This window comes from Acidobacteriota bacterium (assembly GCA_034211275.1).
GTDB lineage: Bacteria > Acidobacteriota > Thermoanaerobaculia > Multivoradales > JAHZIX01 > JAGQSE01.
This window is the reverse complement of sequence record JAXHTF010000008.1, coordinates 17,033-42,314: the sequence shown is the minus strand read 5'-3', so window position 1 is coordinate 42,314 and position 25,282 is coordinate 17,033. Positions and strand designations below refer to the sequence as shown.

Below are 25,282 nucleotides of genomic sequence, written 5' to 3'. Positions count from 1 at the left end.
GCTGCTCTAACTTCCCAACGCCACCACGGTGGCGCCATCGCCGCCTTCGTTGGGGGCGCCGGCGCGGAGGTTGCGCACCGCTGGGTGTTGGCGCAGGTGCTCCCGCACCGCCCGGCGCAGGCGGCCGGAGCCGTGGCCGTGGACGACCCGAACTTCGCCGCGGCCGGCGAGGAGCGCCTGGTCCAGGTAGACGTCGAGGCGATCCAGGGCCGGCTCCACTCGCTCGCCGATGAGCATCAGCTCGGGCTCCACTGAGGCGTCGGGCGTGCTCAAGCCGGAGCTTCTGGCGGCCTGGCGACTCTTTCGGGGGCGCTTGGGGCCTTCCTGGGCCGCGACGGTGACCAACTCGTCTTCCTTGCAACGCACCCGCTTGCCCTGCACCGAGACCTCCGCCCGGCCGCGGTCGAGCTTCTCCAGCCGCCCTTCCCAGCCCAGCAAGCGGTGGCGAACGGTGGCGCCGGGTTCCATGGGGCCGCCCTCCCCGGCGTCTTCCAGCTCCGGAGCTTGAAAGTCGGGAGCTTCCCGAAAGAGCTTCCCCAAGGCGTCGGCTTCAGCCTTTTTGCTGCGTCCCGCTTCGAGCTTCGAGCGCATCGCCGCCACTTCGTCGCGGAGCTTTTGGGCGGTGCGCTGGCGGAAGTCCTCGAGCTCGCGCTGCATGCGCTTGGAGAGAGTGCGGCGCTCCTGGCGCAGCTCTTGCTCTTCCTCGCTCAGGCGCTGGCGCAATTTGGCGGCGTCGGTCACCTCCTCCTCGAGCCGCTGGCGCGACTCGGTGAGCTCCTGGCGCAGGGCTTCGACCTCGGAGAGCAGCCGCCGCAGGTCGCGGTGCTCGGAGCCCAGCCGGGCCTCGGCGCGGTCCAGCCAGGCCGCCGGCAGGCCCAGGCGGCGGGCCAGACGCAGGGCTTCGCTGCCCCCCGGCGGGCCCGGTTGGAGGTGGAAGGTGGGCTCGCCGGTCTCCGCGTTCATCTCCATGGCGGCGCAGGCCGCGCCGTCCATCTCCATGGCGGCGGCGGCGACCTGGACCAGATGGCTGGTGATGAGGCACGGGCTGCCCCGTTCCAGCAGCGCCTCCACCAGAGAGATGGCCAGGGCCGAGCCCTCCTCCGGGTCGGTGCCCGAGCCCAGCTCGTCGAGGAGCACCAGGGTGTCGTCGTTCGCCTGCTCCCACACTTCCTTCAGGCGCAACAGCCGGCCGCTGAAGGTCGAGCGGTCGGTGAGCAGATCCTGGTCGTCGCCCACGGTGGCGATGACGCCGGCGAGAAACGGCAGGCGGGTGCCCCTGGCCGCTGGAACCGGCAGGCCGCAGAGGGCGGAGAGGGTAAGGAGGCCGAGGGTCTTGAGGGCCACGGTTTTGCCGCCGGCGTTGGGGCCGGTGACCACCAGCAGTCGCTTGTCGGGGTCCAGTTCCAGATCCAGGGGCACCACCGCCTTGCCGTGGCCGGGCTGGCCCAAGGCCTCTCGGCGTAGATCCTGGAGCGACGGGTCGAGGAGCGGGTGGCGGGCCTCGACCAGGCGCAGCTGACGGCTCGGTGCCGGCTCCGCCAGCCGGCCGTCGGTGAGGTCGGCATAGCGTGCCGCAGCCTGCTGCAGATCGAGCTCAGCGAGGAGCTCGGCGTATTTCCACAGATCCGGCAGCGCTTCCCGGGCGGAGGCCACCAGCTCGGCGAGGATGCGTAGGCGCTCCGCCTCTTCATCCTCCGTCGCCTGCTGCAGCCGGTTGTTGGACTCCACCACCGCCAGGGGCTCGAAGTAAAAGCTCTTGCCGGTGCCCGACCGGCCGTGGGTGAGGCCTTGAAGGCGTCCTTTGGAACCCGACCCCAAGGTCAGCACAAGACGCCCGCCGCGCATGGGGATGGTGTCGTCGCCGAGGTCGTCTTTATGCTCCTGGAGGTAGCCGCGAAGCTCGTTGTACAGGCCGTCCCGCACCGAGCGAATCTGGCCCCGCAGCCGCACCAGCTCCGGCGAGGCGTCGGGCCGCACCTCGCCCCGGCGGTCCAGGGCACGGCGGATGCGCCGCTCCAGGGGTTCCAGGTCGACCATCTCGGACACCGCCTCCGCCAGTGTCGGGCACGGGGGGTCGGCGCTGCGGATCTTTGATCGAGCTTCGCGTACGGCGGAGAGAAGGGTCGCCAGGCGGTTGAGCTCCCGGCCGGTGACCGGCGGCCGGCCGGTGTCCAGCCGTTCCAGCACCGGCTCCAGATCTTCCTCGAAGGACGGGATGAGGCGCCCCTGGGCCAGGAGCTGGACGCATTCCTGGTAGATCTTGCGCCGTTCTGCCAGCTCCTCCGGGGAGGTGGCGGGAGTCAGACCGAGGATGCGCTGCCGGCCGAGGTCGGAGGCCGCCAGGGTGCTGAGGACGGCGAGGAGAGAAGGCAGCTCCAGAGCCGTCAGGGTTGGTCCGGAGAAGGCGCCGGTGGCGTGGGTGGGAGCAGCTAGGGGCATGGGAGCAAGTCTACTCGCGAATCGATGAGCTGACGAGAAGCCTCCCAAATGCAGCGCGGGAGCCGGCGAACCGGCTCCCGCGAATAGAAACTGCGGAACCGAAACCCGGAATGCTCCGAGCCTCGGATTCAGGTCAAGGCTGGTGTCTCAGGCGAGTCCCGCGCGACGGTCCTCCGCGAGTTTGCGAAGAGCCTTCTTGCGAGCCTGCATGGCCTTACGCTTACGCTTGACCGACGGCTTCTCGAAGTGCTGACGCTTGCGCAGCTCCGTCAGGATACCGGCCTTTTCGACCTTCCGCTTGAAGCGACGGAGAGCGTTCTCGAAGCTTTCGTCGTCGCGTACTTGAACCACAGGCACTGGAATTCACCTCACTTTACGGACAAGATTGCGCGGTGCGAAAGCAGTCGCTTTGCACAGCGCTCCCACCAGTTTGCTTCAGCGCCCGCCGGAAGTCAAGTGACACCCGGGCTTGGATCAGCCTTCGCCCTCGCCACCCTCTTCTTCGTTGGGGTTGGGCACGGCGTTGTAATCGGTCTTGTAGACCACCAGCTGACCCTTCTTCTCGTTGAAGAAAACGCCAGCGGCTCCGCCGCCGTCCTTCGGGTAGAACCAGGCGATGACGCCGCGGTCGTCGTATTCCTTGACGTTGCGCAGGTTGACCGGGCCCAGAGCCTCGCGGATCTCGTCCTCGGTCATGCCCTTCTTGGCAGCGGCGAAGCGCTCCTCGGTCATGTAGCGGAAGTTGCGTGCCTGCTCCAGCTCGGCCTGCAGCCCTTCGTGGTTCGGGGCCAGGGGCACCAGAGATTCGAGAATGCTGATGGCGCGACGGTAGTCACCGCCGCTCTGGACCCACTGCTGGGCGAGGAGGATGTCCTCTTCCACCTTCAGGTTGATGGCCCGCTGCTGGTGCTCGCTGTAGGGCTCGTCGGCCACCGGCGGATCCTCGTTGATGAACTCGACGATCTTGCCCGCCAGCTCTTCTGCCTCGGTTTCGATCTCTTCCTTCAGCTCGTCCGCCTGGGCCTGGAGCTCTTCCTCGCTCAGAGGCTCTTCACCCTCGGCGGTTTCGCCCTCGGCGGGTTCCGGGGTCTCACCCTCGGCCGCTTCCGGCTCCTGAATTTCGGCCAGCAAGTCATGATACTCAGCCCGCTTGGCGTCGAGGGCCTCTTTGGCTTCCTCGATGCTCACCAGGGCGGCCTCGCGCTCCGCCTCCATTTGGGCCTGGATGGCGGCTTGATCTTCGCCGCACGCGAAGGCGGTGCCGAGCACCAACAGGGCGCAGGGGATCAACGATTTGCGGAATGGGCGACTCATCTTCGGCCTCCTGAGCTGTCTTCTTGAACTAGATGACATGAGGACGTCTGCGACGTCGACGGGGATCCCATGAAAGCTACCACAGCGCTGGCAGAGCAGCAAAAGCCCCCGGGGCGGGACCTGCGCCGGAGTCCGGACGTCGGCCCTGGGAGGGTGCAAAGGGCCGATTTCCGGGACCTTGGAGGGCCGTGTCAGCTTGACACCCCCAGGAGGTAGAAAAATATAATCGTTACTCTTCAGGGATTTTCCTGCACATTCAGCGCTCGCTGAGGGGAACCGATGGCCATCGACGAAAAGATCCAGCAGTTGGACGAACATGTTGCGCGCCTAGTCAAAGAGGCATTACGAGGCCTCCAGGACGAGGTGGGCCGGAAGGTTGGCGAGCAAGTCTCTCAGCAAGTAGCGGAGGCGAGTGACCGCCTCCCCGGCTCGTTGTCGGTCTCCGGGCAGATCGCTCCCTTGGTGGAAGAGGCTCGAAGCGAGGCTCGGGGTGGAGCCCTCGGTGAGCTGGTGCGCTCCCTGGCGCCCATCGACCGCGCCAAGAGCCAGGCGGAGGTGCTCTCCCAGCTGCTCGAGCAGGGTGCGGACTTTGCTTCCCGCATCATCATCTTCCTGATCCGTGAGGATCGTGCCGTGGCCTGGCAGAGCCAGGGCTTCGGAGAGGCCGCCGAGGCGGTGGGGGAGCTGACGCTGGAGTACCGGGAGGACGGCCCCTGGCAGCGCATGTCCCAGGGCAAGGCCGCCGTCGGCCTCACCGCCGGCGACTGCGGCCGGGTGTGCAGCAAGGTGGACAGCCCGCTGCCTAGCCGTGGCGTGCTGGTGCCGCTGGTGCTGCGCGACCAGGTGGCGGCGGCGATTTATGCTGACACCCTGCCCGGCGGTTCCGGCCTGGTGCCCGAAGCGCTGCAGATTTTGACCTACGTCTCCGCTCTGGCCATCGAGACCCTGCCCTATCGCAGCCGGGAGTTCACCCCGACCCTGCACATGCAAGACGACGCCGGCGCCGGCGTCGCAACGGCCTCGGCTCCACCAGCTGCGGAACCCTCGGTTCCAGAGCCGCCAGCCCCGCCCCCGCCTGCACCGCCAGCGGAGGCCGAAACCGAGCCCCAGCCGGCCGAAGAGGCCGCGACGGAAGAGGCCGTCGTTGAAGAAGCTGCTGCCGACGAGGAGGACGAGACCCTCGTAGGGGGACCCTCGCCGGATCGTCTAGCCGCCGTGACCGCCGACGAGGAGGCCCCAGTCGAGGAGGCCCCCATCGAGGAGGCCCCAGTCGAGGAGGTTCAGCCCGAAGAGCCGGAGGAAGAGTCTCCCTCGTGGCCCGCCACTGCCGAGGAGCCGGCGGTCGCCTCCGTGGAGGCCATCGAGCAGCCGGCTCTGGAAGAGGTCGAGGTCGAGGACACTCCGGAGATCGCCGAAGAAGCACCGGACGGCTCCTTGACCTGGGAAACGGCTGAGGCGGAAGACGAAGCGCCGCCCCTGGAGGCCGTGGCCGAGCCCGAAGGCGGCCCCTCTCTGGCCTGGGAGGAAGAGGACGCCGAGTCGGAAGATGAAGGCCTCTCCGACGTAGCTCCCATGCCGCCGGTGAGCGAAGTCGCCGGTCTGCAGACGGTGGAGTTCACGCCGGAAGCCACCGAGGAGGCGACGGAGGAGGCTAGCGAAGCCGCGCCGCCAGAGGGCGATTTCGATGCTGATGGCACCGTTTTGCTCGGGCGGGGCGAGCCTGCGGAAGCCCCATCCGTCGATACTTCCACTTCCGAGATCCAGCAGGTCGAGGAGGAAGAGTCCGCGGCGGAGGCTGAGCGCGATGGGGACGATACCCACCCCGGTGGTCCCGCGGCCCAGGCCCAGGACGGTGATTCGATGTTCCGTTCGCCGCCGGCGGAGGTGAAGGCGAATCAAGTGGCGCCGCCGGAGGACATCGACGGTCCCGGCTGGGCGTTCTCTCAGGCCCCCAAGCCCTCGGCGGCGGACGATGAGCTGCACGAGAAGGCCCGCCGTTTGGCGCGATTGCTGGTGAGCGAGATCAAGCTCTACAACGAGGAGCAGGTGGAAGAAGGGCGGCGCAACAAGAACATCTACGAACGCCTGAAGGAAGACATCGACCGCTCTCGGCAGATGTATGAGGATCGGGTCGACGAGCGGGTGCGCAACACCAACGACTACTTCTACCAAGAATTGGTGAGGACGCTGGCGGCGGGAGATTCTCAAGCGCTGGGAATTTGAGCGGCCACCGCCCAAGGGCGCGCCGTTCAGCCCAGCGCCGCCCCATCCAGCGGCGCCCAAGACGTTATCCACTGGCGCCCTGCCCGCTGGCATCCCGCCCACCGGTGCAACGCTCTGCGGCTTCCCTACGATAGATGTCCGGTCACTCCTTCGGCGGAGCTTTCTTCGCGTGTTTGTTGATCGCTGCGGCAGGCTTTCTCGCCTGCCAGGGGGCGGACCATCTGGCGCCGCCGGATCCCGCGGCGACCCAAGGCCCCATCCTGCTGATCACCGTCGACGCTCTGCGCGCCGACGCCGTCGGTGCGCTGGCCGAGACCGGCACTTCCGGTCCCGTGGCGGCGGGTCTCGACCTCACTCCGCATCTCGACGCCCTGGTGGCGGAGGCGGACTGGGCGGGAACCGCCATCGCCAGCTCCAGCGCTTCGATTCCCGCCACCGCTGGCCTGCTCACCGGCCTGACCCCGTGGCTGCACCAGGCCTTGCATCCGGAGCAACCCCGGTTGTCCTCCGCTGTGACCACGCTGGCGGAGGCCCTGCGGGAACGCGGCTACACCACCACCGCCTATGTCTCCGGCCATTGGTATCCCCAGGGTCTCGGTTACGAGCAGGGCTTCGATTACTACCGTGGCCTCAACCGCGGCGGTAAGGCCGCCGGGCACCTGGCCAGCCTCGAGCCCGGCCCTTCCTTCTTCTGGATCCACGTCGACGCTCCGAGCCCGCCTCTGCGCATCCGCGACCGCCTGCGGCCGCAGCTCGGTCCGCTGCCCGACGACCTGCCGAAGGAGCTCTCGGCGCTTCAGCTGGAGCTCTACCGCAGTCCCCGGGTGCAGCTGTCGGAGGATTGGCGCCAGCGGATCTTGGCTCTCTATCGAGGTGAGGTGGCGCTGCTGGATCTGCGGGTCCAGCGGTTGCTGCGGGGGCTGCGGGAAAGCGGTCAGTGGGATCGGTCCTTGGTGGCCGTGGTCTCGGCTCACGGGGAGGAAATCGGTGAGCACGGCCAGATGGGGCACGCCAACAATCTGATGCCGGAGAGCCTGCGGGTACCCATGATCCTCAAGCTGCCCAAGGGGTCTCCTCACACCCTTCGGCTGCAGCCCGGCGAGCCGGTGGCGGCGACGCGGTTGTGGGCGACTCTGGTGGAGCACGCCGGCGGCATGCCCGGTCCGTCGGTCGCTCCCAGCCTCTTTCACCAGGCTCCTCCCGGCGTACTGTCGGAGCTCTATCTGAGCGACGGTGCCAATCGGTTCTCCTGGCTCCAAGGAGACCTCCAGCTGCTGCGCACCGTGCGATTCGCCCGTGAGCCGGACTTTTACCGGGCTCGCCGGGCTCTCGCCGGCGGCCGCCTCCAGCGCCCCCTCGCCGAGCCCGCCGCCGAGCTCCTGGATCGCGTTTACCGCACTTTCCTGGTCACGCCACCGTTCTCCGGCGGCTCCGAGTCGACGGTGCGTCAGCGGCTGCTGCGGTGGGGTCCGGAGGGAGTCGAGGCGGTGCCCGACGAGGCTGCCCGCAACGCGCTGGCGGCGGAGCTGGAGCGCCGGTGGCGATCGTTCCAGGAAAGCGAGCAGCCGCCGGAACAAGTCCTGCGCCAGCGATCGCTCGCCTCTCCTCCCGCGCCCTGAAGGTTCTCTTCCGATGCCCCGCCGCGGGCCTTGCTGCAAGCCTGGCCGCGGCCTGCCCCTGGGGCGCTGCCGGTGCTATACTCTCAGGCTCCCGCAAGGGAGCTTTCAGGGTCCATAGCTCAGCGGTTAGAGCAACCGGCTCATAACCGGCAGGTCCCAGGTTCAAATCCTGGTGGACCCACTCTGGCAGAGGGTCTAAAGAAGGTGGTGCTCGACGAACAATCTACGCTCCGGGGCAGGTCGCAGGAGACGTGCACCGGTGCCGAGAACCCACCTGCAGCCCGCCTCCGCCCGCCCGTCTCTCATCCCGTTACCCCACCTCTTACTCGACTGGAGCCCACGAAATGAGTCAGCTCCTGGATCGGATTGTCGCGCTCCAGGGCGCCGTCGACGAGCTTGCCCAAGCCCAAGAACGTCTGTCGGGGATCCCGGATTGGATGCGCGAGCTGCACGACGAGCACTCCAGCCGCAAGGCCGAGATCGATGCTTTGGAAGAAGTCGCCGAGGAAGCCGCCCGCGAGCGCCGGGCGGCGGAAGGTGAGATCGAAGAGAATCAAACCAAGCTGCAGCGCTATCAAACCCAAATCAACCAGGTCACCACCCAACGCGAGTACGGAGCTCTGCTCCAGGAAATCGATGCCGCCAAGCGGCGCATCACCGAGCTCGAGGAGCAGGGATTGGCCAGCCTCGAGCAGCGGGAGAAGGCTCTCGAGGACCTCGAAGAGCAACGCGAGCAATTCCAAGAACTGGACGACCGCTACTCGCAAGAGCTGTCGAAATGGGAGGCGGAGAAGCCCGCGGTGCAGGCTCAGGCCGAAGCCCTGGAGAAGCAGATCGCGGAGCTGCGGCAAGAGATTCCGCGCCCCTATCTGGTGCAATACGACCGGGTTGCCGCGCGCCTCGGCGGCGATGCTCTGGCGCCCATCCAGCGTTTGGAGACCAACCGCAAGGGCCCTCAGGCTTGGCATTGTGGGCGCTGCAACTTCAACGTCCGCCCCCAGGTGGTGGTGGAAGTCCGGCGCAACAACACCCTGATGCTCTGTGACAGCTGCAAGCGCATCCTCTACGTGCCACCGGAGGTCGAGGAAGAAGAACAGGGCTGAGCTCCCCAGATCCTGCTCCCCAGATCCCGATCCCTAGGTCGCCGAAGCCCCATCGAAGGGAGCCGAGCCTAGGTTTCGGGCTCTAGGGTTTGGGGCTAGTCATCTCCTGCCCTTGGACCCATTATGCAAACCCCCGAAACCATCCCTCAGCGCCTGGCCGCCATCGAAGAGCGCATCCTCCAGGCCTGCCAGCGCGCCGGTCGCCGTCGAGAAGAGGTGACCCTGGTCGGGGTGAGCAAGCTGCAGCCCCTGACCAAGCTTCAGGAAGCCTGGGAAGCGGGGTTGCGGGTCTTCGGAGAGAACCGCGTCCAGGAGGCCGAGGACAAGGTGCCGCACATGCCCGATGGGGTGGAGTGGCACCTCATCGGTCCGCTGCAGAGCAACAAGACCAAGCGGGCGGCGCAGCTCTTCCAGGTCGTGCATTCGGTGGACCGCCTGAAAATCGCCCGCCGGCTGGATCGGGACTTCGCAGCCCAGGAAGAGGAGGCCCGGCCAGAGGCCAAAGCGCGCCGCCTGCGCTGCTTCTTGGAGGTCAACCTGGGAGAGGAGGAGAGCAAGCACGGCTTTTCTCCCAGCGGGATCTTGGAGGCGGCTCCGCAGCTCCGGGAGTTCGAGCACCTGGAGATCGTCGGCCTGATGGCCATTCCGCCGCAGCCGGAGGAGGGTTCCTCGGACCCTGACGCCCCAGACCCTGAGGCCCAGGCCCGGGGCTGGTTCCGGCGCCTCGCGGAGCTGCGCGACCAGCTGCTGGCAGAGCCGGGCTGGGAGAAGTGCCCGGGCTGGTTGTCCATGGGCATGAGCGCCGATTTCGAGATCGCCATCGAGGAAGGGGCGACCCACGTGCGGGTGGGTACTGCGCTGTTCGGTCCCCGTCCCGCCGCCAGCCCCGAAAGCGGCTTGTGACTTCGCCGCCCGGTCTGCCGTCCAGCGCGCCCCCCGGCTTGGGGCGACTCTTTCCCGGCCCCGCCGCCGGTCTGCTCTCCGAGCCGGCCAACCCTCTGGTGGTGGCGAGGATTCTCGAGGAAGGGGAAGAGGCGGATCTCCGCTGGCTGACGCAAACCCTGGACGAGACCGAGCTTCGTCGCTGGCTCGAAACCCGCGGCGGTCGCCAGCTCTCCCCCCGCAGCCGGCGGTTCTGGCAGCTGGTGCTGGGCGCGGCCCCGAGCCCGGCTGCGGAGCTGGAGGAAGCGCTGTGGAATCTCTGACCCCGAAGCATCGATGAACCCGGACTTCCCAATGCCAGAAATCGCCTATCCCGACGAGACCTTAGAGCGGCGTTTGGAGATCCTCGCCGGCCGAGCCTGGGCCCAGGATGTCTATCTCGCCGGTACCGCCGCCCTTTCCCTCTATCTGGGCCATCGCGAGCCGCGCAGTCTCGACCTGATGGCGGCGGGCAATCGGCTGACGCCCCAGAAGCGCCGCGATCTGCTGGGAGACCTCTTGGAGCTGGACGCCGGCACTCGGGTGGAAACCGCCCGCAACGGCTACCTCTACGCTCGTCTCGGCGACGGGACCGGGTTGAAAGTCTTTTACTACCCCTACCCCCTCATCGACCCGGAGCGCTTCTACGGCGGCCTCGCCGTGGCCTCGTCGGTGGATTTGGGCTTGATGAAGATCGCGGCGATCATCAGCCGCGGCACTCGCCGGGATTTCACCGACCTCTATCTGTTGTGCCAGCGGGTCCCTCTGGGGCATCTGCTGGAGCGCTCGCCGGATAAATTCGGCCACGTGCGGGACTTTCCGCTGCAGGCTTTGAAGGGACTGGCGGATCTTGAGCTGGCCCGCGGAGAAGCGGCGTCGCCCACCGTCGGCGAGGCGCCGGAGTGGTCGGCGGTGGAGTCCTGGATTCAGCAGCAGGTGCGGGATTTGGGGCGCGCCAAGGTAGGGCTCGAGCCCCCCAACAAGCCGTGACGGGCAAGGAGTGACCAGCATGAAGACCAAAGACCTTCTGATCCACAACCTCTCCGAGGTCGCCACCCCCCACGGCAACGAGCCCCTCGTCGCCGGCGAGCAGGGTGCGGTGGAGCGTTTGGCCGGTGCCGAGGTGCTGTGCCGGGACGGCCGTATCGCCTTCGTCGGCTCACCGGAGGAGCGGAAGGAGCGCTTTGGCGACCTGCCGGAGGCGCAGCGCCTCGACGGTGGCGGCGGTACTCTGGTGCCCGGCTGGGTGGATTGTCACACTCACCTTCCCTGGGCCGGGAGCCGCGAGCACGAGCTGCGAGCGCGTCTCGGCGGTGCGACGTATCAGGAAATCGCCGCCGCCGGGGGCGGTATTCTGTCCACCGTCGCTGCCACCCGCGAGGCCGACGAAGAAGAGCTGGTGGCCAACACCCGACGCCGGCTGGACCGCATGATGCGCTATGGCACCACCACCGCTGAGGCCAAGAGCGGCTACGGGCTGGACCTGGAGACCGAGCTCAAGCAGCTGCGGGCGATTCAGCGCGCGGCGGCGGAGCACCCCATGGACGTGGTGCCCACCTTGCTGGCGGCCCACGAATTTCCTCCGGAGCACCGCGAGGACCGCGAGACCTACGTGCGCAAAGTGTGCGAGGAGATCACGCCGGCAGCGGCGGAGGCGGGGCTGGCCCGATTCTGCGATGTCTTCTGCGAACGCGGGGTCTACGAGGTGGACGATGCCCGGCGGGTGCTCGAGGCGGGCAAGCGCTACGGCCTCACGCCGCGGCTCCACGCCGATGAATTCGTCGATTCCGGCGGCGCGGAGTTGGCGGCGGAGCTGGGCGCCGCTTCCGCCGATCACGTGGTGGCGGTGTCCCAGCGCGGCATCGAGGCCATGGCCGCCGCCGGAGTGGCGGCGGTGCTGCTCCCCGGCGTCAGCTTCTTCCTGCGCAAGACCGACTTCGCTCCGGCCCGCCGCCTGGTGGCGGAAGGAGTGCCGGTGGTCCTGGCCACGGACTGCAATCCGGGCTCGAGCCACACCGAGTCCATGCCCATGATCCTCTGGCTGGGGATCTTCCGCCTCGATCTATCGGTGGACGAATGCCTCACCGCCGCCACCCTCAACGCCGCCTGTGTGCTCGGCCTGGGGGATCAGGTGGGCAGCCTCGACGAGGGCAAGAGCGCCGACGCAGTGCTCCTCGAAGGCCCCAACCTCGACCACCTGGCCTACCATTTCGGGGTGGATCCGGTGGTGGCGGTGGTCAAGGCCGGGGAAGTGGTTCACCAGCGCTGAGGGGTTTTAACCTTCCAGCGGCGGGTAGACCGGCTTGATGTCCACCGGCACGTTGTCCAGTCGTCCCACCAGATTGCGCAGGGCGTCGCTGGCGATGCCGTAGCGGTCGAGGAAGGCCTTGGTGCCCTCGTAGTCGCCCGTCGCCTGCAGCATCAGCATCTCCGCCAGGAGCTTTTCGATGGCCGCCGGGAAGGCCTCCGACACCGCCGCTAGCCGTCCCTCCTCGTCGAGTCGGAGGGCGCCCTCTTCGAGCAGATAGTTGAGCTGGGCCACGGTGCCCTGGCCGTGGGCCTCGTCGAGGCCGAAGCGGGCGGAGCGGATCAGGCCGGCTACATAGGTGGGCTCCAGGGTGTCGCGGAGCTCCGCCGGCATCACGCCGTCGTCGATGAGGGCGAGGATGTTGTAGATCCCCATGACGTCGGCCTTGGCCTCCTCGAGGGTGGAGTAGAGCTCCTTGAGCTCCAGGCGCACCTCGGTCTCCCGGCCGTCGAGGACGATCTTGCCCGGCCCCAGGCCGTGGGAGAGCTCGTGGTGCAGCACCTCGTCCCGGAAGGCGTCGAAGGATAGCCGGCTGGCGTCCTCCGGAGCCAGCACCTGCTCGGCGATGGGCACCAGGATCTGGTCATATTTGGCCTGCATGATGTTGCGCAGCAGGACCTTCTTGGAGCCCTTGGCTTCGCGCACCCGCTCGTCGTTGGGCAGGTTGTAGGCGATGGTCTGAACGCCGGCCTTGGTATCGCCGCCGCTGAACACCAGGTCCACCACTCGGATCGGGCTCTCGGAGCCGCGGTTGAGATTCTTGTGCTCGTCGGCGATGGGCAGGTTGCGCTCCAGCCACGGCAGCTTGGCCTTGTATTGATCGAGGGCCGCCGACTCCTCCGGCAAGGCCACGGTGACGAAGGCCTCGAAGGCGGCCTTGTAGCCGAAGAGCTCGTCCTCATACGTCTCGTACGGGCCGATGGTCACTTCCACCGGGGCGTCCAAGTCCATCCAGGCGAGATCGCTCTCGTAGTAATCGTCGGTGCCGAAGGCGACCGCCCGCAGCTCGAGGAAGCGCGCCAGGCTCTCGTTGGTGGTGGTCTGGGCGGCGCGGCGCAGCAGCTCGGCAGCGGGTTGGAGGAACTCCTTATAGGCCTCGGCGTAGGGTACCGCCACCAAGCCTCCGTCCGGTCCCCGGCGAATCAGGGTGAAGAGGGACTCGAAGCTCTCCCGGTCCTCGGGGTTCTGTGCCAGCCACTGCTCCATGTCCGCGGCGCTCATATCCTCCGGGTAGTAGCCGGCGCCGGAGGGATGGGACCGATCGCCGATGAATGGTTCGCGTTCCGCTAGCCGGTCCCAGGGTCCGAAGTTGATGGCGAAATATTTTTCCGCGGCCTCGGCTTCGGGGCCGCTCCAGGAGGCCATGGCGTCCCGCATCTGTGGATTCCCGGCCCATGCCTGGCGCAGGAAGATGCGGTCCATGTGGTGGGCGGCGTCGATGAGCAGTCCCAGCACCTGTCGATCTTCGTCCGAAAGGGCGGAGAGGTCGGCCTTGAGCTCCGCCGGGGCGAATTGGGCGAGACGGCTTTCGATGTCGTTGGCGATGGGTGGCATCTGGCCGTTCTCTTCGGCGAGCTCGGTGGTCGGTGGAGGACTGGCACAGGAGGCCAGTAGAACGACGAAGGCAATCAAGAGACGAAGCATCAAATCCTCCTTCAGGCGCTGATGGGGGGGCGCCGGCGGGGGGCCGAGGGTCAGGGACTATTGCTGGGCGCGCTCTCTTCAGCTCTCAACACCTGGGCGCGCGTTGCCAGGCGCAAGAGAGTTTCTCCTTCCAACAGCTTATACCCCTGAGAGGAAACGACGAAGCGCGTCTCCAAGGGAATTCGCCAATTCTTCCGCGCCAGCTCCGCGCGGAGCGACGGCGCCAAATCCTCCGGCCGCCAGCGCCAAATCTCGATCAACAGCTGGTCGGTGGTAGCCGCTCCTCCGCCGCCCGCCAGCCGGGTATTCCAGCCGGGTGCGGGCTGATACTCCTGAGAGATATGGCTGGGGGCGCCGAGCAGGAGATAGGAGCGTCCCTGGGGTGTCAGGCTGCCACGCTGCTCGCCGGTGAAGAGGGTATCCGCCTCGTGCACCCGCCGCCGAAAGTCGTCGCGGGCAGGGTTGCCGGCTTCGGTGGGAGCGGGGTCCCGGCGTCTCCAGAAAGCGTCGATGAACTTCGCCCACTCGCTGGCGGACCGCAGGCGCCGAACCTGGCGCTGCTCCGACGGCAGCAGCAGCCAGCGGGTCGGGCCACGGGCCCAGCTCTCGTCGTAGACCTCTTCGCTGAGCAGCTCGCCAGCGTTGCTTTGGAGCGCTTGGGCTGCGAAGCCGGGAAGCAGCCCCACCAGGAGCAACAAGACGCTCCAATTCCAGCACCGAGTGCGGCCGCCGGCCCAGAAACGGCGGTGGGAGGGAGCTCCGAGCAAGGGCTGGGTGATGAGCACCGGTTCTTGAGCGGGGGTGGAGGGCACGGGATGGAGTTGGAAAATGGGTCCGTCGGCGGAGCCCTCGTTGCCAGAGCCCGCCGTGTTCGCAGGGAGGCCGGTGCTTCGCGACTCGGTCAGTGAACGTTGCCGGCCCCCGGCGGTTCGTCGGCTTCCTGCACCGGTCCGTGGGCCTCTTCATATCGCTGCAGCGTGCTTCCCAGCACCTTGAGAATGCGCTTGAGGTGGCCGGGGCTGGTCACCACCCGCGCGGTCACCACTCCTTGGGGCGGCACCAGGTTGATGAAATCGAGGATGAACTCTTCTCGGGTATGGGTAACGCGGAGGAGGTTGGAGTAACGGCCACCGAGCTCTTCGTCGGTGATCTTGATGTTGATTCTCTGCTGCTGATCGGCCATGGAACTCCTCATCGGTCTGCGCCGGCGAAATGAAAAAGCCGACGGTGCCGAGGGTGGTTGGACGGGGTTTGCCAACCCCATGCTATCTCATTCGCTCGTGCCCTCCCGGGAGGCCGGCGGGTCTTCCTGCGAGACTTTGGATTCCTGCTGCACCAGCGCGCCGCCGGTGATCTCCCACCGGTGGCGGGGAAAGTACAGCCCGACACCGCGGCGCTCGCTGGTGACGGTGAAGGTGAGGGCACCGCGGCGATAGTCGTAGGGGGCGCCGTCCCGCGAGTGCACGGCCACATCCAGCAGGTATTCGCCGGGGCCCAGGCGTAGCGCTGGCAAGTGCACCCGCACCGTGGCGGATCCCTCGAAGCGTTCCGCGGCGAAACCCTCGAGGTCGGTGTTGGTGCCCCAGCACTCGATTCCCCGGGGGGTGTTGACGGCGATGCCGAAGACGAAATCGCTGAGTGGGCGCTGGGCGGTAGCCTCGATCTCCACTACCGCCGACGAGCCGGTTTCCAGGTGGTAGCGCTCTTCCCCCTGAGCGTCGAGCAGCCGAACGGCGGTGATCTCCGCCTCGCCGGACCCCCAGCGATCGCGTTCGTCTCGGCGCCGCTCCTGCTCTTCCTTCTCCTCCCGGTGGCCGCGCCCCTCTTCCTCCGCTACCGCCTGGCGGTAGGCGTCGATGATGCGGCGTGGGGAGCCCACTCCCTGGACTTTCCCTTTGTCGAGCCAGAGAACCCGGTCGCAGAGCCGCTCCACCAGATCGAGGCTGTGGCTGACGAAAAGCAGTGAACGCCCCTCCGCCAGGAATTCCTCGATGCGCCGGATGCAGCGGTGGGCGAACGCCTCGTCCCCCACGGCGAGCACCTCGTCCACCAGCAGCACCTCCGGATCGGTGTGCACGGCGATGGCGAAGCCCAGGCGCACGTACATGCCCGAGGAGTAATTCTTCACCGGCTCTTCCATGAACTCCGCCAGCCCGGAGAACTCGACGATGTCGTCGTAGCGCCGGGCGATCTCGTCGCGACTGAGGCCCAGCAGGGCGCCGTTGATGTAGACGTTCTCGCGTCCGGAGATCTCGGGATGGAAGCCGGCGCCGAGCTCGATGAGGGCGGCCACCCGGCCCTCCACCACCAGCTCTCCGGAGGACGGCCGCAGGATGCCCGCCACCATCTTGAGCAGCGTCGACTTGCCCGATCCGTTGCCCCCGATGACCCCGAAGGCCTCGCCCCGGGCGACGCTGAAGGAGACGTCCTGAAGCGCCGGGATCACCTCGTCGCTGCGCAGGCCGCGGGTAAGGCTGCGCTGGACGAGGGCGCTCTTGAGAGTGCGCAAATGAGCCCCGGGGGCCATCCGGCGGTAGTCCTTGGACAGCCCCTCGGCGCGAATCACCTCGCCGTTCACGTCGCCTCCCCTTGCGCCAACGTCACTCATGCCAGCTCCACTCATGCCAGTTCGACGAGGACGTCCCGCAGCCGCTCGAAGAGCCAAGTGCCGGCGGCCCAGAACGCCAGGCTCACCAGGACCATCTGCAGCCACAGCGACAGCTCGGGAACGGCGCCCTCGAAGAGCGTCGTCTGATAGGCCAGCACGTAGGGAGCGAAGGGGTTGAGCCGGACCACCCAGCGCAGCAGCTCGTTGGGTACGAACGATAGGGGATAGATGATGGGGGCCAGAAAGAAGAGGAGGGTGAGAGCGTTGGAGACCAGGTCCCTCACGTCCTTGAAGAGCACGTTGAGGGCGGCCAGGGCGAGGGAGATACCGGCCACCATGGGCAGGTGGATGGCGATCACCACCGGCAGCAGCAGGATGCCCCAACCGCCCACCGGATAGCCCATCAGGTGCCCCGCCAGGAGGGCGGCGAGGAGGATGGGCACTGCCAGCAGGAAATGCACCAGATTGGCCATCACCGCCACCAGCGGCGGCAGCTCCACCGGAAATACCGCCTTGCGGATCAGACCGGAGTTGGCCACCAACGAGACCGTGCCCTCGAGCAAGGAGCTGGCGACCCACAGCCAGGGGAAGAGGCCGGAGATGAGAAAGAGAGCATAGGGGTCCGGCCCGGTGCCCCGGCTGGGGGCGAGAATCAGACCGAAGACCAGGGTGTAAACCCCGGTGAGCATGAGCGGATTGACCAGCGACCAGAAGAAGCCCAGGGCGGAGCCTCGGTAGCGCGCCTTGAGCTCCCGCTGGGTGAGGGTGATGAGCAGGCCGCGGAAGCGGAGCACCCGTTGGGTGGCGGTGAGCATAGCGATAGCTGGTTGCTTCGGCGGCCTGGCTACAGAAGGCCCGTCGCCGAGGCGGGCCCTCCGGGATGACGGATTCTTACTGGTTTCGCAGCTGCTGCCGCCGGCGGCGCAGCTCTTCCATGCGCTCGCGCAGCTCTTCCTTCTGCTGCTCCACCCAATCGCTGTGGTCCACCAGCGTGCCATCCACCAGGAAGTAGACCCGGGGCCACTTCTGCACGTCACCCTTGTCGTCGAATTGCAGCGGACCGGTGACTCCCACCAGGCCGCGGATGCCGCGCATGCCCTTCCAGAAGCTACTGCCGCGGTCGCCGCCCTCCTGCATGGCGGAGAACATCACCAGCATCGCGTCGTAGCCGTGGGCCGCGTAGAGCCCGGGGGTCTCTCCGTGGGCCTCGCGATAGGACGCGACGAAGGGCGCCACCTCGGCATTGGTCTGGTCTTCCGGCGAATATTGCGGGTGGGTGACGAAGACGCCCTCGGCATCGCGGCCGGCGGCGGCGATGGCTTGGGAGGTGGCGAAGGCGGCGACGGTGAGAATCTTGCCGTCGTAGCCTTGCTCCTTGAGCTTCTGGATTGCCAGCACGATGCCGTCGGCGTAGTCGGCGACGTAGATGGCATCGGGGTTGAGGTTGATGGCGTGCTCGATGAGGGCGTCCAGGTCGGCAGTGTTGCGCGGGTAGACTAGGGCCTCCCCCAGGATTTCGCCGCCATTCTGGGCGAAGGAGTCGGTGAACACCGACTGGATGCCTTCGGCGTAGGGCGAGTCGGCGGCCAGGATCGCCGCCGTCTCGAGGTTGAGATTCTGGGCGGCGTATTGCCCCATCTTCGAGCCCTCGCGGGCGTCGGAAGGCCAGACGCGATAGAAGTTGCGAGAAATGCCGGTAAGGCCGGTGGCGGAAGCGGAGGGCGAGACCAACACGCGATTGTTGCGGTCGGCGACTTCCACCATGGACATGGCCTCGGGGGTGGTGATGCCGCCGATGACCGCCCGAACCCCTTCGCTGTACAGCTCTTCCGCTAGGTCATGGGCCCGTGCAGGGTCGCTTTCGCTATCGCGGATGTCCAACTGAATCTCCGCGGCTTCCTTGGGATTCTCGGCCTTGATGCGCTCCAGCGCGAGCTCGATGCCATTCTTGATCGGCTCGCCGTAGATCGCCGACTCGCCGGAGAGAGGCAATACGATGCCGAAGACGACGGCCTCCTGCTCACTGCAGGCCACCACCGAAAGCAGCACGGCCAACAGCAGCGCCACTATCGGTGCTACGACTCGTCCCCTGGTCCTCTTCATTTTCCGTCTCCCATAAAGCCTAAGCGCGAGATTTTACTACGTTTAGCTCCCCTTGGTTTGTAACCCACCCCCGGGGCTCTGTCAAGCGCGACCAGGCTTCGCGGAGGCTCGTGGAGGGCGCCTGCTGTAGACTCCGCCGGATGCTTTCCTGGAGCCCGACGGATCTACTACCCGGAGCTCTGCTCGTCCTCTTCGGGCTGCTCCTGGACCGTTTGCTGCGGCGCTGGTTCGACCCGCTGCCGGCATGGGTGTGGGCTTTCTTCGCCGTCTTGCTGGGGGTGCTCTACGGGCCGGTGCTGGTGGGCGGCGAGGTCTTGTTGCCGCTGGATTCGCTGCGGGGGGAGGCACCGTTTCGGCAGCTGGCTGCCACCGATCCCCACGGGAATTTGTTGCAGGGAGACCTGGTGCAGCTGGTGGCCCCGTCCCGGGAACTGGTGCGCCAGGCGTGGGCCGCCGGCCGCTGGCCGCTGTGGAATCCGTGGGTAGGGGCCGGCATGCCGCTGCTGGCGGATCCCCAGGCGCAAGTGCTGCAGCCCCTGGCGGTGCTCGCGCTGCCGTTGCCGGTGACCGCCGCCGCGGGCCTCCTCGCTGCCGCCCGGGTGCTGCTGGCGCTGGTTTTCACCTGGTTGTTGCTGGCGCGGCAGGGATTGGGCCGAGGGCCCGCCACTGCCGGGGCGGTCGCCTACGGCCTCGGCTCCTTTCTGCAACTTTGGCTCGGCTGGCCTCTGGCCAATACGGCGGCATGGCTGCCGGTGGTGCTCTATGGGGTGTTGCGGCTGGAAGCGGGCGGCCGCCGGGACCGGGCCCTGCTCACCGTCGCCTGGTTCGGGTTGTTGCTTTCCGGACACCCGGAGACGGTGCTCTACGCTTGTGGTCTGGCGCTGGTTTTTTTCCTCGCGCGGTGGCGGGTGGCCGGCTGGCGGAGAGAGCTAGCTTTCGACTGCGTTGTTTCCTTGGTTCTGGCGGCAGCTCTGGCGGCGCCGGTGTTGCTGCCCACCGCTCGCTATCTGCCCGAGAGTCTGCGGAGCGAGGTGCTGCGGGCTGCTGCGAGCGACACGGCCCCGCCCTCCGCCGCCGTGGTCTCAGAACCCGCCGTGGTCTCAGAACCCCCCTCCGAGCCGCCGGACGAGGCCATGGCACCCCAGGGCTACTCCTGGCGCCGCACCTTCCTGCCGCTGGTAGCTCCCAACGTCTTCGGCAACAGCCGCTATGCCGTCTATTGGGGCCGCTCCAATTCCAACGAAGACGCCAGCGGCTTCCCCGGCACGGTGACGTTGCTGGCGGCCCTGTGGGCGGTGCTGCTGGCCGTGCCGGGGATGAGACGGCTGCTGGGGAATCCCCGGCGCTATCCCCAAGAGCGGCTGATGCTCGCCGTCCTGGCGGTGTCGCTGGGGATTCTCGCTCTGCCGCCGCCGTGGTTGCGACCCCTGGCGGCGGTCCCGATCTTCGGGGCTCCGGCCCTCGACGGCTACCATCGCTTGCTGCTGCTGGTGAATTTCGCCCTGGCGTACCTGGCCGCGTGTTCCTTGGCTCGTTGGTCCGGGGGCCGGGAGGAGGATACCGGGGGCGGGCGGTCCCGGGTGGCGAGGCCTAGGTTGGCGACATCGAGCCTGACGGCCCTGATGCTGACGGCCCTGATGTTGACGGCACTGATGTTGATGGCCCTGGGGCTGGCCGCGGTGATCGCCTGGGCTTATCTGGGCCACGCCAACCCTCGGGATCCGGGGGCACTGGAGGTGTTGCGCATCGGCTGGCTACACTGGCAGGGGCGCTTCCTGGTTGCCGGGGTCCTGGTCCTCGGGATGATGGTGCTCGGGACGCTGGGGCTTGGTCCGCTGGGGCTTGGACCGCTGGGGCCTGGACCGCGGGTGCCCGGTCTGGCCCGGATGCGCCGCTGGCTGCCGGTGGCGGCGGCTGTGCTCATCGCGGCGGAGCTGGTGCTGCTGCACCGGGACGTCAACCCGCCCATGCCGCCTCGGCTAGCCTTCCCGCCGTCACCGCCGCTGGCGTACCTGGAGAGCGTCGTCGAGCCCGACGGTCCGCGCATGGCGGCCCTGGGCGGTGCGCTGCCGCCCAATCTGGGGGTGCTCTACGGTCTCGCCGATGCTCGCGTCTACAATCCGGTGGAGCCCGCCGACTACGCCGGCTTCACCGATCCCCTGGTCGAGCAGCCGCGCCGCAACGTGCCCCGTTACGGAGATCCCCGGAGCCCTCTGTGGGATCGCCTAGGAGTGGAATACCTGTTGGTGGATGCGGGGGTCGAGCTGCCTCCGCCGCTGGAGCGGGTGCTGGAGGATCCGGCGGGCTGGATCTACCGGCGGCCGGGAGCGCTGCCCTTGGCCTATTGGACCCAGCCCAACCAGGAGGGAGAGACACCGTGGCCTCTCGTCCCGCCGAAGCTCGAGTTGATCGAGCCGGAGCGCTGGAGCCTGCGGGCGGCCACGGCGGATGCCGGGCTGGTGGGGGAGCACGCTCCCGGGCGGGCGGGCGATGCAGAGCTGGAGCTGCGCACGGCGCTGTACCGCCACCGCGGCGGCCCTTTCGGCGGCGGCTGGCGGGTCTTGGCGAAGGGAGGGCGGCTGCCTACGGAGCGCGCCCAGGGGCCCTTCCTGGCCGTTCCGTGGCCCGAGGGGCCGCCCACTGCAGATCTGCGGGCAGAGCTTCTCTACCGGCCTCCGGGATTCCTGCTGGGCTGCCTGCTGGCGGGGCTGGGGGTGACGGCGGCAGCGCTCTTCCTGTGTCCTCTGCCCAAGGCCCTCTCGCCATTTCCAGCTTCCCCTCGCCGGCGAGAGGAGTAGAATCCCCCCATGGGCGACCAAGACCATCAGGACCAGAACCGTCTCACCGTGACCTGCCCCGGCTGCGCCGGCGAGCTGGTGGTGGACCGCGCCACCGGCGAGGTGCTCTTCCACAAGCCGGCGCCCCAGCCGCTGGCCGGCGGCAAAGACTTCGACAGCCTGCTGGCGGGGCTGGACGATCAGAAGGCTCGGGCGGAGCAGCTCTTCGAACGAGAGAAGGCGGCGATGAAGGATCGCGACCGGCTGCTGGAGGAGAAGTTCAAGGAGGCCATGCGCCGCGCCGCCGAATCGCCGGACGACGAGCGGCCGGAGCGCCCCTTCGACCTCGACTGAAGGTGCGACGGGAAACCGGTGCGACGCGGGATCAGTCCGCGAGATGAAAGTAGCGCGGTGAGGCGGTGAGGCGAAGCTCCCCGCTATCGGGCAGGGAGCTCTCCCCGCCGTCGCGCTCCACGACCCGCTGGAAGCTTCGTCCTGCCAGAGCTTCCGGGCGGACCGCCACGGCTTCACCGGTGCTCCAGCCCACCACCGTCAGTCCCTTCGCCGGATCCTCGAAGCCCTGCCGCTGGAAGAGATAGAGCCGCGCCGGCTCCGCTGCCGTCAGGGGGCCGAGGATTCCCGCTCCCCGCAGCTCCCGCAGCAGTGTCGCCATGGCCTGAAAGCTCGGACGCCGCCGTAGGCCATCCTCTGCCGGGGTGGCGAGGCCATAGCCCCGCGCCACCAGCTGCCACCAGAAGACCCGCTCGACCATTCCGGTGCCGAGGGCGAGGAGGGCGTAGCGCACCAGATAATCCGCCTGGGACTCCTCGTCCACCGACACGTCTTTGCCCGCCGGTGAGTGGGGTCCCTCCCACAGCGGCCAGTTGACCTCGGTGATCCAGCAGCGGCCGGAGCTCTTCTTGGCGGTCTCGGCGATGGCTTTGAGCAGTACCACCTTGCCCACCGTATCCAGCCCCGCCTGGAGGTTCTCCGGAGCTCCTCGCCGGTCAACGTAGAGCAGCGCCGCCACGGCGTCGAAGCTCATCTTCAGCCGGCGCAGATTGAGCATCGCGGCCGTGGCGTGGTATTCGAAATCGATCACCGCCGGTCCCAGCAGCTGCACGTCGCCGCGGGCGCGCAAGACCTCGGCGGCGCGGTCCGCCAGCTCGACATACTCCCGCGGATTCCACACGCCCCATTTGCTGCGGTTGATGGCCTGGCCGATCTGGAAGGTGCGGCCGAAGGGCAGGAAGCGCTCCGCCAGCTCTTCGATGGACGCCTGCCAGCGCTCCGGATCTTTGACCAGCTGGCGGTTCTGGGGCAGGCTGAAGCTGAGCTCGATGCCGCGGCCGGCGAGCTCTCGGGCCAGCTCCTCCTCGGCGTCGTGCTCGTCCTGCCACGGGTGCAGGCGCAGCAGCGCGCTGCGGGCTCCCAGGTCGTCGATGGCCGCCAGCAGGGCTTCCGGGTTCTCCGGGTACGGGCGTAGGCCGATGCCGAGCTCTCCCAGAACCGGGGCCGGCGAAGGCACCCCCAGAGACGGATGGTCTTCCAGCGCCCCGGACCAGGGTTCCGGCAGTTGTCGCTTCAGCCGCCGATACCGGATGCCGATGCGCGGCACCGCCAAGGCCACCGTGGCCGCCGACTCCAAATGCCCGCCGAGATCCGTCGCCCGCACCAGCAGCTTCTCCAGCCGGCTGGCGTGTTGGTGGGGTTGGTCCGAGAGGTGATCCCAGACGATTTTGTCCCGCGCCGACGCTCCCTCTGGCGCCTGGGGGATGTGGGCGTGGGGGCGGCGTACTTTGAACAGCTCCCGGAAGCTCCGCAGACCGCCGCGGATCTGCTTCTTGGTCTCGATCTTGCGCAGGAAGCCGCGGTGGTAGAAGCGGTAGAGCCGGCGCTCATAGCCGTGGGGCTCGCGGCCCCAATAGGCCCGCAGCAAGGCCTCCTGATGCTCCGGCCGGAAGAGGGCCAGGCGGCAGAGGTCCCGGGCCCGCTCGCTCGAAGTCAGTTTGCGGCCACCCCGGGCGCGGTTGAGGTCGACGATGTAAAGCTCCGGGACGACGGGATCCGGGACATTCCCCACCGGCGCCAGCAGGACGTTGCCGATGGATAGATCCCGATGCCAGATCTGCGCCTCGTGCATGCGGCGCAGGAGCTGCCCCAGGCGCTCCAGGAAGCCCGGGAAGTCGATCTGGGGGAAGTCTTCCTCCAGGCGGCCCTCGTTGGCGGCGCGCAGCAGATAGCGGGCCTCGGTGACGCCTTTCAGGTAGGCGGTGATGAAGAACGACGGGCCCTGGGGCCGCTTCGATTCGAGCCACAGCAGCGGCGGTGCGGTGGGCAGCCCGGCGTCGAGGAAGCGCCAGGCCATCTGCCAGCTGAGGGCCGCCTTGCTGCCCCGCAGGCGCCGCCGCAGGGCGTCCAAACGTCCCTGGGTGCGAAATTGCTTGACGACGACGTCTACCGGGGCGTCCCGGGGGCCGGCAGCGGTTTCCAGCACCGCCCGGTAGAGGTAGTTACGTCCCCAGTGGAGGGTCTCGACGGCAGCGGAGGGGTCGGTGAGGCGGGCGACCTCGGTTTCCAGATCCGGAATCTCGAGCTCCGCCGCCACCTCGCCGGTGAAGGCCGAGAGCTCCACCGCCCGCCGACCCGGCCCGGGGGGATTAGAGCTCCGAGAGGTCATATTGCTCGTGGTGGAGGGTGGCGTCGCTCTGCACCAGTACCGATGTTTCGAGGAGCTCCTGGAGCTCGTCCAGGATCGGCCGCTCGTCCCGTTGCAGGGCCTCGGCGACGTCCGGATGGACTCGCAGCAGCAGCTCGGCGCCGGCCAGCTGGTCCCGCCGGCCGAGGGCGTCGCGGCGCAGGCTCAGACAGATGGTGGCGAGGGAGCGGATGCGCCCGCGTCCCTGACAATACGGACAGGGCTGGGTGAGCATGCGCTCCAGGCTCGGGCGGGTGCGTTTGCGGGTGAGCTCTACCAAGCCGAATTCGGAGATGCTCAGCACCCGGTTCTTGGTGCGGTCCTTGGCCAGCTCCTTCTCCAGCGCGCTGAACACCAGCTGGCGGTTCTCCTCGTCGCCCATGTCGATGAGGTCGAGGACGATGATGCCCCCCAGGTCCCGCAGGCGGATTTGCCGTACCACCTCCTGAATCGCCTCGAGGTTGGTCTTGACCACCGTGTCTTCCAGGTCCTGGGTGCCGGTGAAGCGGCCGGTGTTGACGTCGATGGCCACCAGCGCCTCGGTGGGGTGGATGACCAGATAGCCGCCGCTCTTGAGCCACACCTTGCTGCGCAGGGCGGCCTCCATCTCCTGGTCGATGCGGTAGGCCTGGAATAAAGGCTCGTCGCGGCCGTAGAGCTTGACCCGGCCCACCAGTGCCGGCTGCACCTGGTCGAGGAAGTCGACGATGCGGGCGTAGATTTCTTCGCCGTCGACCCACAGCAGCTCGAAATCTTCGGAGAAGAGGTCTCGGACGGTGCGCAGGGCGAGATCCAGCTCGCGGTGCAGCAGGGTCGGGGCGCCGACCTTGGCCGCCCGCTGCTGGATGCGCTGCCACAGGCCCTCGAGATAGGTGAGGTCGGTGGCGAAGGCCTCCCGATCCACTCCCTCTCCGACGGTCCGTACGATGAGCCCGCCGACGGAGCATTCGAGGCTTTCCAGCACACCGAGGAGCCGCTGCCGCTCCTCTTCCTCCTCGATGCGGCGGGAGACCCCCAGGTGGTGGACCCCCGGCAGCAGGACCAGGTAGCGCCCCGGCAGGGTGACGTGGGCGGTGATGCGGGCGCCCTTGTTGGGCAGGGGATCCTTGGTCACTTGCACCACCAGCTCCTCGCCCTGGCGTAGCAGCTCCTGGATCGATGGCGGCGGCGGCGGGTCCCGCTCCGCCAGGCCGCTCTCCAGCTCCTCCTCGAGGTCCAGGTCGTCGTCCACTTCCGGCGTCTCCACCGGGCCCACATCGCTGACGTAAAGGAAGGCGTCGCGCTCCAGGCCGATGTTGACGAAGGCGGCCTGCATCCCCGGCAATACCCGGGTCACCCGCCCTTTGTAGACATTGCCCACCAAGCCTCGCTCACGCATCCGCTCGACGAAGAGCTCGGTCAGCCGCTCGTCTTCGAGCACCGCGATGCGGGTTTCGTGCAGATTGCTCTCGACGAGCATCTTTTGGGTCAAGTGGGCTCCTTCACGCTACCTATACCGGGACCGCCCTATACCGGGGCCGCCCTA

Annotated in this window: 20 protein-coding genes and 1 tRNA gene; 10 read left to right on the top strand and 11 right to left on the bottom strand. The window is 67.9% G+C overall.

Going from position 1 to position 25,282, the window contains the following annotated elements; translation table 11 throughout:
- Positions 1-6: 6 nt before the first annotated feature.
- The 3 genes from SX243_03030 to SX243_03020 form a co-directional block, all read right to left on the bottom strand.
- Entirely contained in the window at positions 7-2,439 is a 2,433-nt protein-coding gene (locus SX243_03030; protein MDY7091922.1) for a Smr/MutS family protein, read from the bottom strand.
- Between the two features lie 147 nt (positions 2,440-2,586).
- Positions 2,587-2,796 carry a 30S ribosomal protein S21 gene (rpsU, locus tag SX243_03025; GenBank protein MDY7091921.1) on the bottom strand — a complete coding sequence of 70 codons (210 nt, stop codon included), beginning with the start codon at positions 2,794-2,796 and terminating at the stop codon, positions 2,587-2,589.
- A 117-nt stretch (positions 2,797-2,913) separates the two neighbouring features.
- Complete coding sequence (locus SX243_03020) at positions 2,914-3,753, bottom strand: hypothetical protein (GenBank protein ID MDY7091920.1); 840 nt, start codon at positions 3,751-3,753, stop codon at positions 2,914-2,916.
- 279 nt (positions 3,754-4,032) lie between these two features.
- On the opposite strand from SX243_03020, the gene SX243_03015 reads away from it, so the two are divergent.
- The 8 genes from SX243_03015 to hutI all read left to right on the top strand — a co-directional run bounded on the left by SX243_03015 (position 4,033) and on the right by hutI (position 11,888).
- Positions 4,033-5,976 (top strand): hypothetical protein, encoded by a 1,944-nt coding sequence (locus SX243_03015; GenBank protein ID MDY7091919.1) that lies wholly within the window; start codon positions 4,033-4,035, stop codon positions 5,974-5,976.
- A gap of 134 nt (positions 5,977-6,110) precedes the next feature.
- Positions 6,111-7,595 carry a sulfatase-like hydrolase/transferase gene (locus SX243_03010; GenBank protein MDY7091918.1) on the top strand — a complete coding sequence of 495 codons (1,485 nt, stop codon included), beginning with the start codon at positions 6,111-6,113 and terminating at the stop codon, positions 7,593-7,595.
- Positions 7,596-7,703: 108 nt separating this feature from the next.
- A tRNA-Ile gene (locus tag SX243_03005) sits at positions 7,704-7,776 on the top strand.
- A gap of 163 nt (positions 7,777-7,939) precedes the next feature.
- Positions 7,940-8,698: a C4-type zinc ribbon domain-containing protein gene (locus tag SX243_03000; protein MDY7091917.1), complete on the top strand. Its 759-nt coding sequence runs from the start codon at positions 7,940-7,942 to the stop codon at positions 8,696-8,698.
- Positions 8,699-8,821: 123 nt separating this feature from the next.
- On the top strand, positions 8,822-9,601 hold the full coding sequence (locus SX243_02995) for a YggS family pyridoxal phosphate-dependent enzyme (GenBank protein MDY7091916.1): 780 nt from the start codon (positions 8,822-8,824) through the stop codon (positions 9,599-9,601).
- A complete protein-coding gene (locus SX243_02990; protein ID MDY7091915.1) occupies positions 9,598-9,903 on the top strand; it encodes a hypothetical protein in 306 nt (101 codons plus the stop codon). The genes SX243_02995 and SX243_02990 overlap by 4 nt, the downstream gene beginning before the upstream one ends.
- Positions 9,904-9,934: 31 nt before the next feature.
- On the top strand, positions 9,935-10,609 hold the full coding sequence (locus tag SX243_02985) for a hypothetical protein (protein ID MDY7091914.1): 675 nt from the start codon (positions 9,935-9,937) through the stop codon (positions 10,607-10,609).
- 19 nt (positions 10,610-10,628) lie between these two features.
- Positions 10,629-11,888, top strand: a complete 1,260-nt coding sequence (hutI, locus tag SX243_02980) for an imidazolonepropionase (GenBank protein ID MDY7091913.1) — start codon at positions 10,629-10,631, stop codon at positions 11,886-11,888.
- A gap of 6 nt (positions 11,889-11,894) precedes the next feature.
- Here hutI and SX243_02975 read toward each other — a convergent pair whose 3' ends face one another.
- The 6 genes from SX243_02975 to SX243_02950 all read right to left on the bottom strand — a co-directional run bounded on the left by SX243_02975 (position 11,895) and on the right by SX243_02950 (position 18,282).
- Positions 11,895-13,571 (bottom strand): hypothetical protein, encoded by a 1,677-nt coding sequence (locus tag SX243_02975; GenBank protein MDY7091912.1) that lies wholly within the window; start codon positions 13,569-13,571, stop codon positions 11,895-11,897.
- 50 nt (positions 13,572-13,621) lie between these two features.
- Entirely contained in the window at positions 13,622-14,383 is a 762-nt protein-coding gene (locus SX243_02970; protein ID MDY7091911.1) for a GWxTD domain-containing protein, read from the bottom strand.
- Positions 14,384-14,472: 89 nt separating this feature from the next.
- The gene (locus SX243_02965; protein MDY7091910.1) at positions 14,473-14,754 is read right to left on the bottom strand and encodes a DUF3467 domain-containing protein; all 282 of its coding nucleotides are present in this window, start codon (positions 14,752-14,754) and stop codon (positions 14,473-14,475) included.
- An 87-nt stretch (positions 14,755-14,841) separates the two neighbouring features.
- The gene (locus tag SX243_02960; GenBank protein MDY7091909.1) at positions 14,842-16,179 is read right to left on the bottom strand and encodes an ABC transporter ATP-binding protein; all 1,338 of its coding nucleotides are present in this window, start codon (positions 16,177-16,179) and stop codon (positions 14,842-14,844) included.
- An 11-nt stretch (positions 16,180-16,190) separates the two neighbouring features.
- Positions 16,191-16,994, bottom strand: a complete 804-nt coding sequence (locus SX243_02955) for an ABC transporter permease (GenBank protein ID MDY7091908.1) — start codon at positions 16,992-16,994, stop codon at positions 16,191-16,193.
- 76 nt (positions 16,995-17,070) lie between these two features.
- Positions 17,071-18,282, bottom strand: a complete 1,212-nt coding sequence (locus SX243_02950) for a penicillin-binding protein activator (protein ID MDY7091907.1) — start codon at positions 18,280-18,282, stop codon at positions 17,071-17,073.
- Positions 18,283-18,422: 140 nt separating this feature from the next.
- Here SX243_02950 and SX243_02945 point away from each other — a divergent pair, with 140 nt between their 5' ends.
- The gene (locus SX243_02945; GenBank protein ID MDY7091906.1) at positions 18,423-21,080 is read left to right on the top strand and encodes a hypothetical protein; all 2,658 of its coding nucleotides are present in this window, start codon (positions 18,423-18,425) and stop codon (positions 21,078-21,080) included.
- 9 nt (positions 21,081-21,089) lie between these two features.
- Positions 21,090-21,413: a hypothetical protein gene (locus SX243_02940; GenBank protein ID MDY7091905.1), complete on the top strand. Its 324-nt coding sequence runs from the start codon at positions 21,090-21,092 to the stop codon at positions 21,411-21,413.
- A gap of 31 nt (positions 21,414-21,444) precedes the next feature.
- On the opposite strand, the gene SX243_02935 is transcribed toward SX243_02940, so the two are convergent.
- Both SX243_02935 and SX243_02930 read right to left on the bottom strand, forming a co-directional pair.
- Positions 21,445-23,739, bottom strand: coding sequence for a lipopolysaccharide kinase InaA family protein (locus SX243_02935; GenBank protein ID MDY7091904.1), 2,295 nt, complete (start codon positions 23,737-23,739; stop codon positions 21,445-21,447).
- Positions 23,720-25,228: an Rne/Rng family ribonuclease gene (locus SX243_02930; protein ID MDY7091903.1), complete on the bottom strand. Its 1,509-nt coding sequence runs from the start codon at positions 25,226-25,228 to the stop codon at positions 23,720-23,722. Before SX243_02930 ends, SX243_02935 begins: the two co-directional genes overlap by 20 nt.
- Positions 25,229-25,282: the final 54 nt, after the last annotated feature.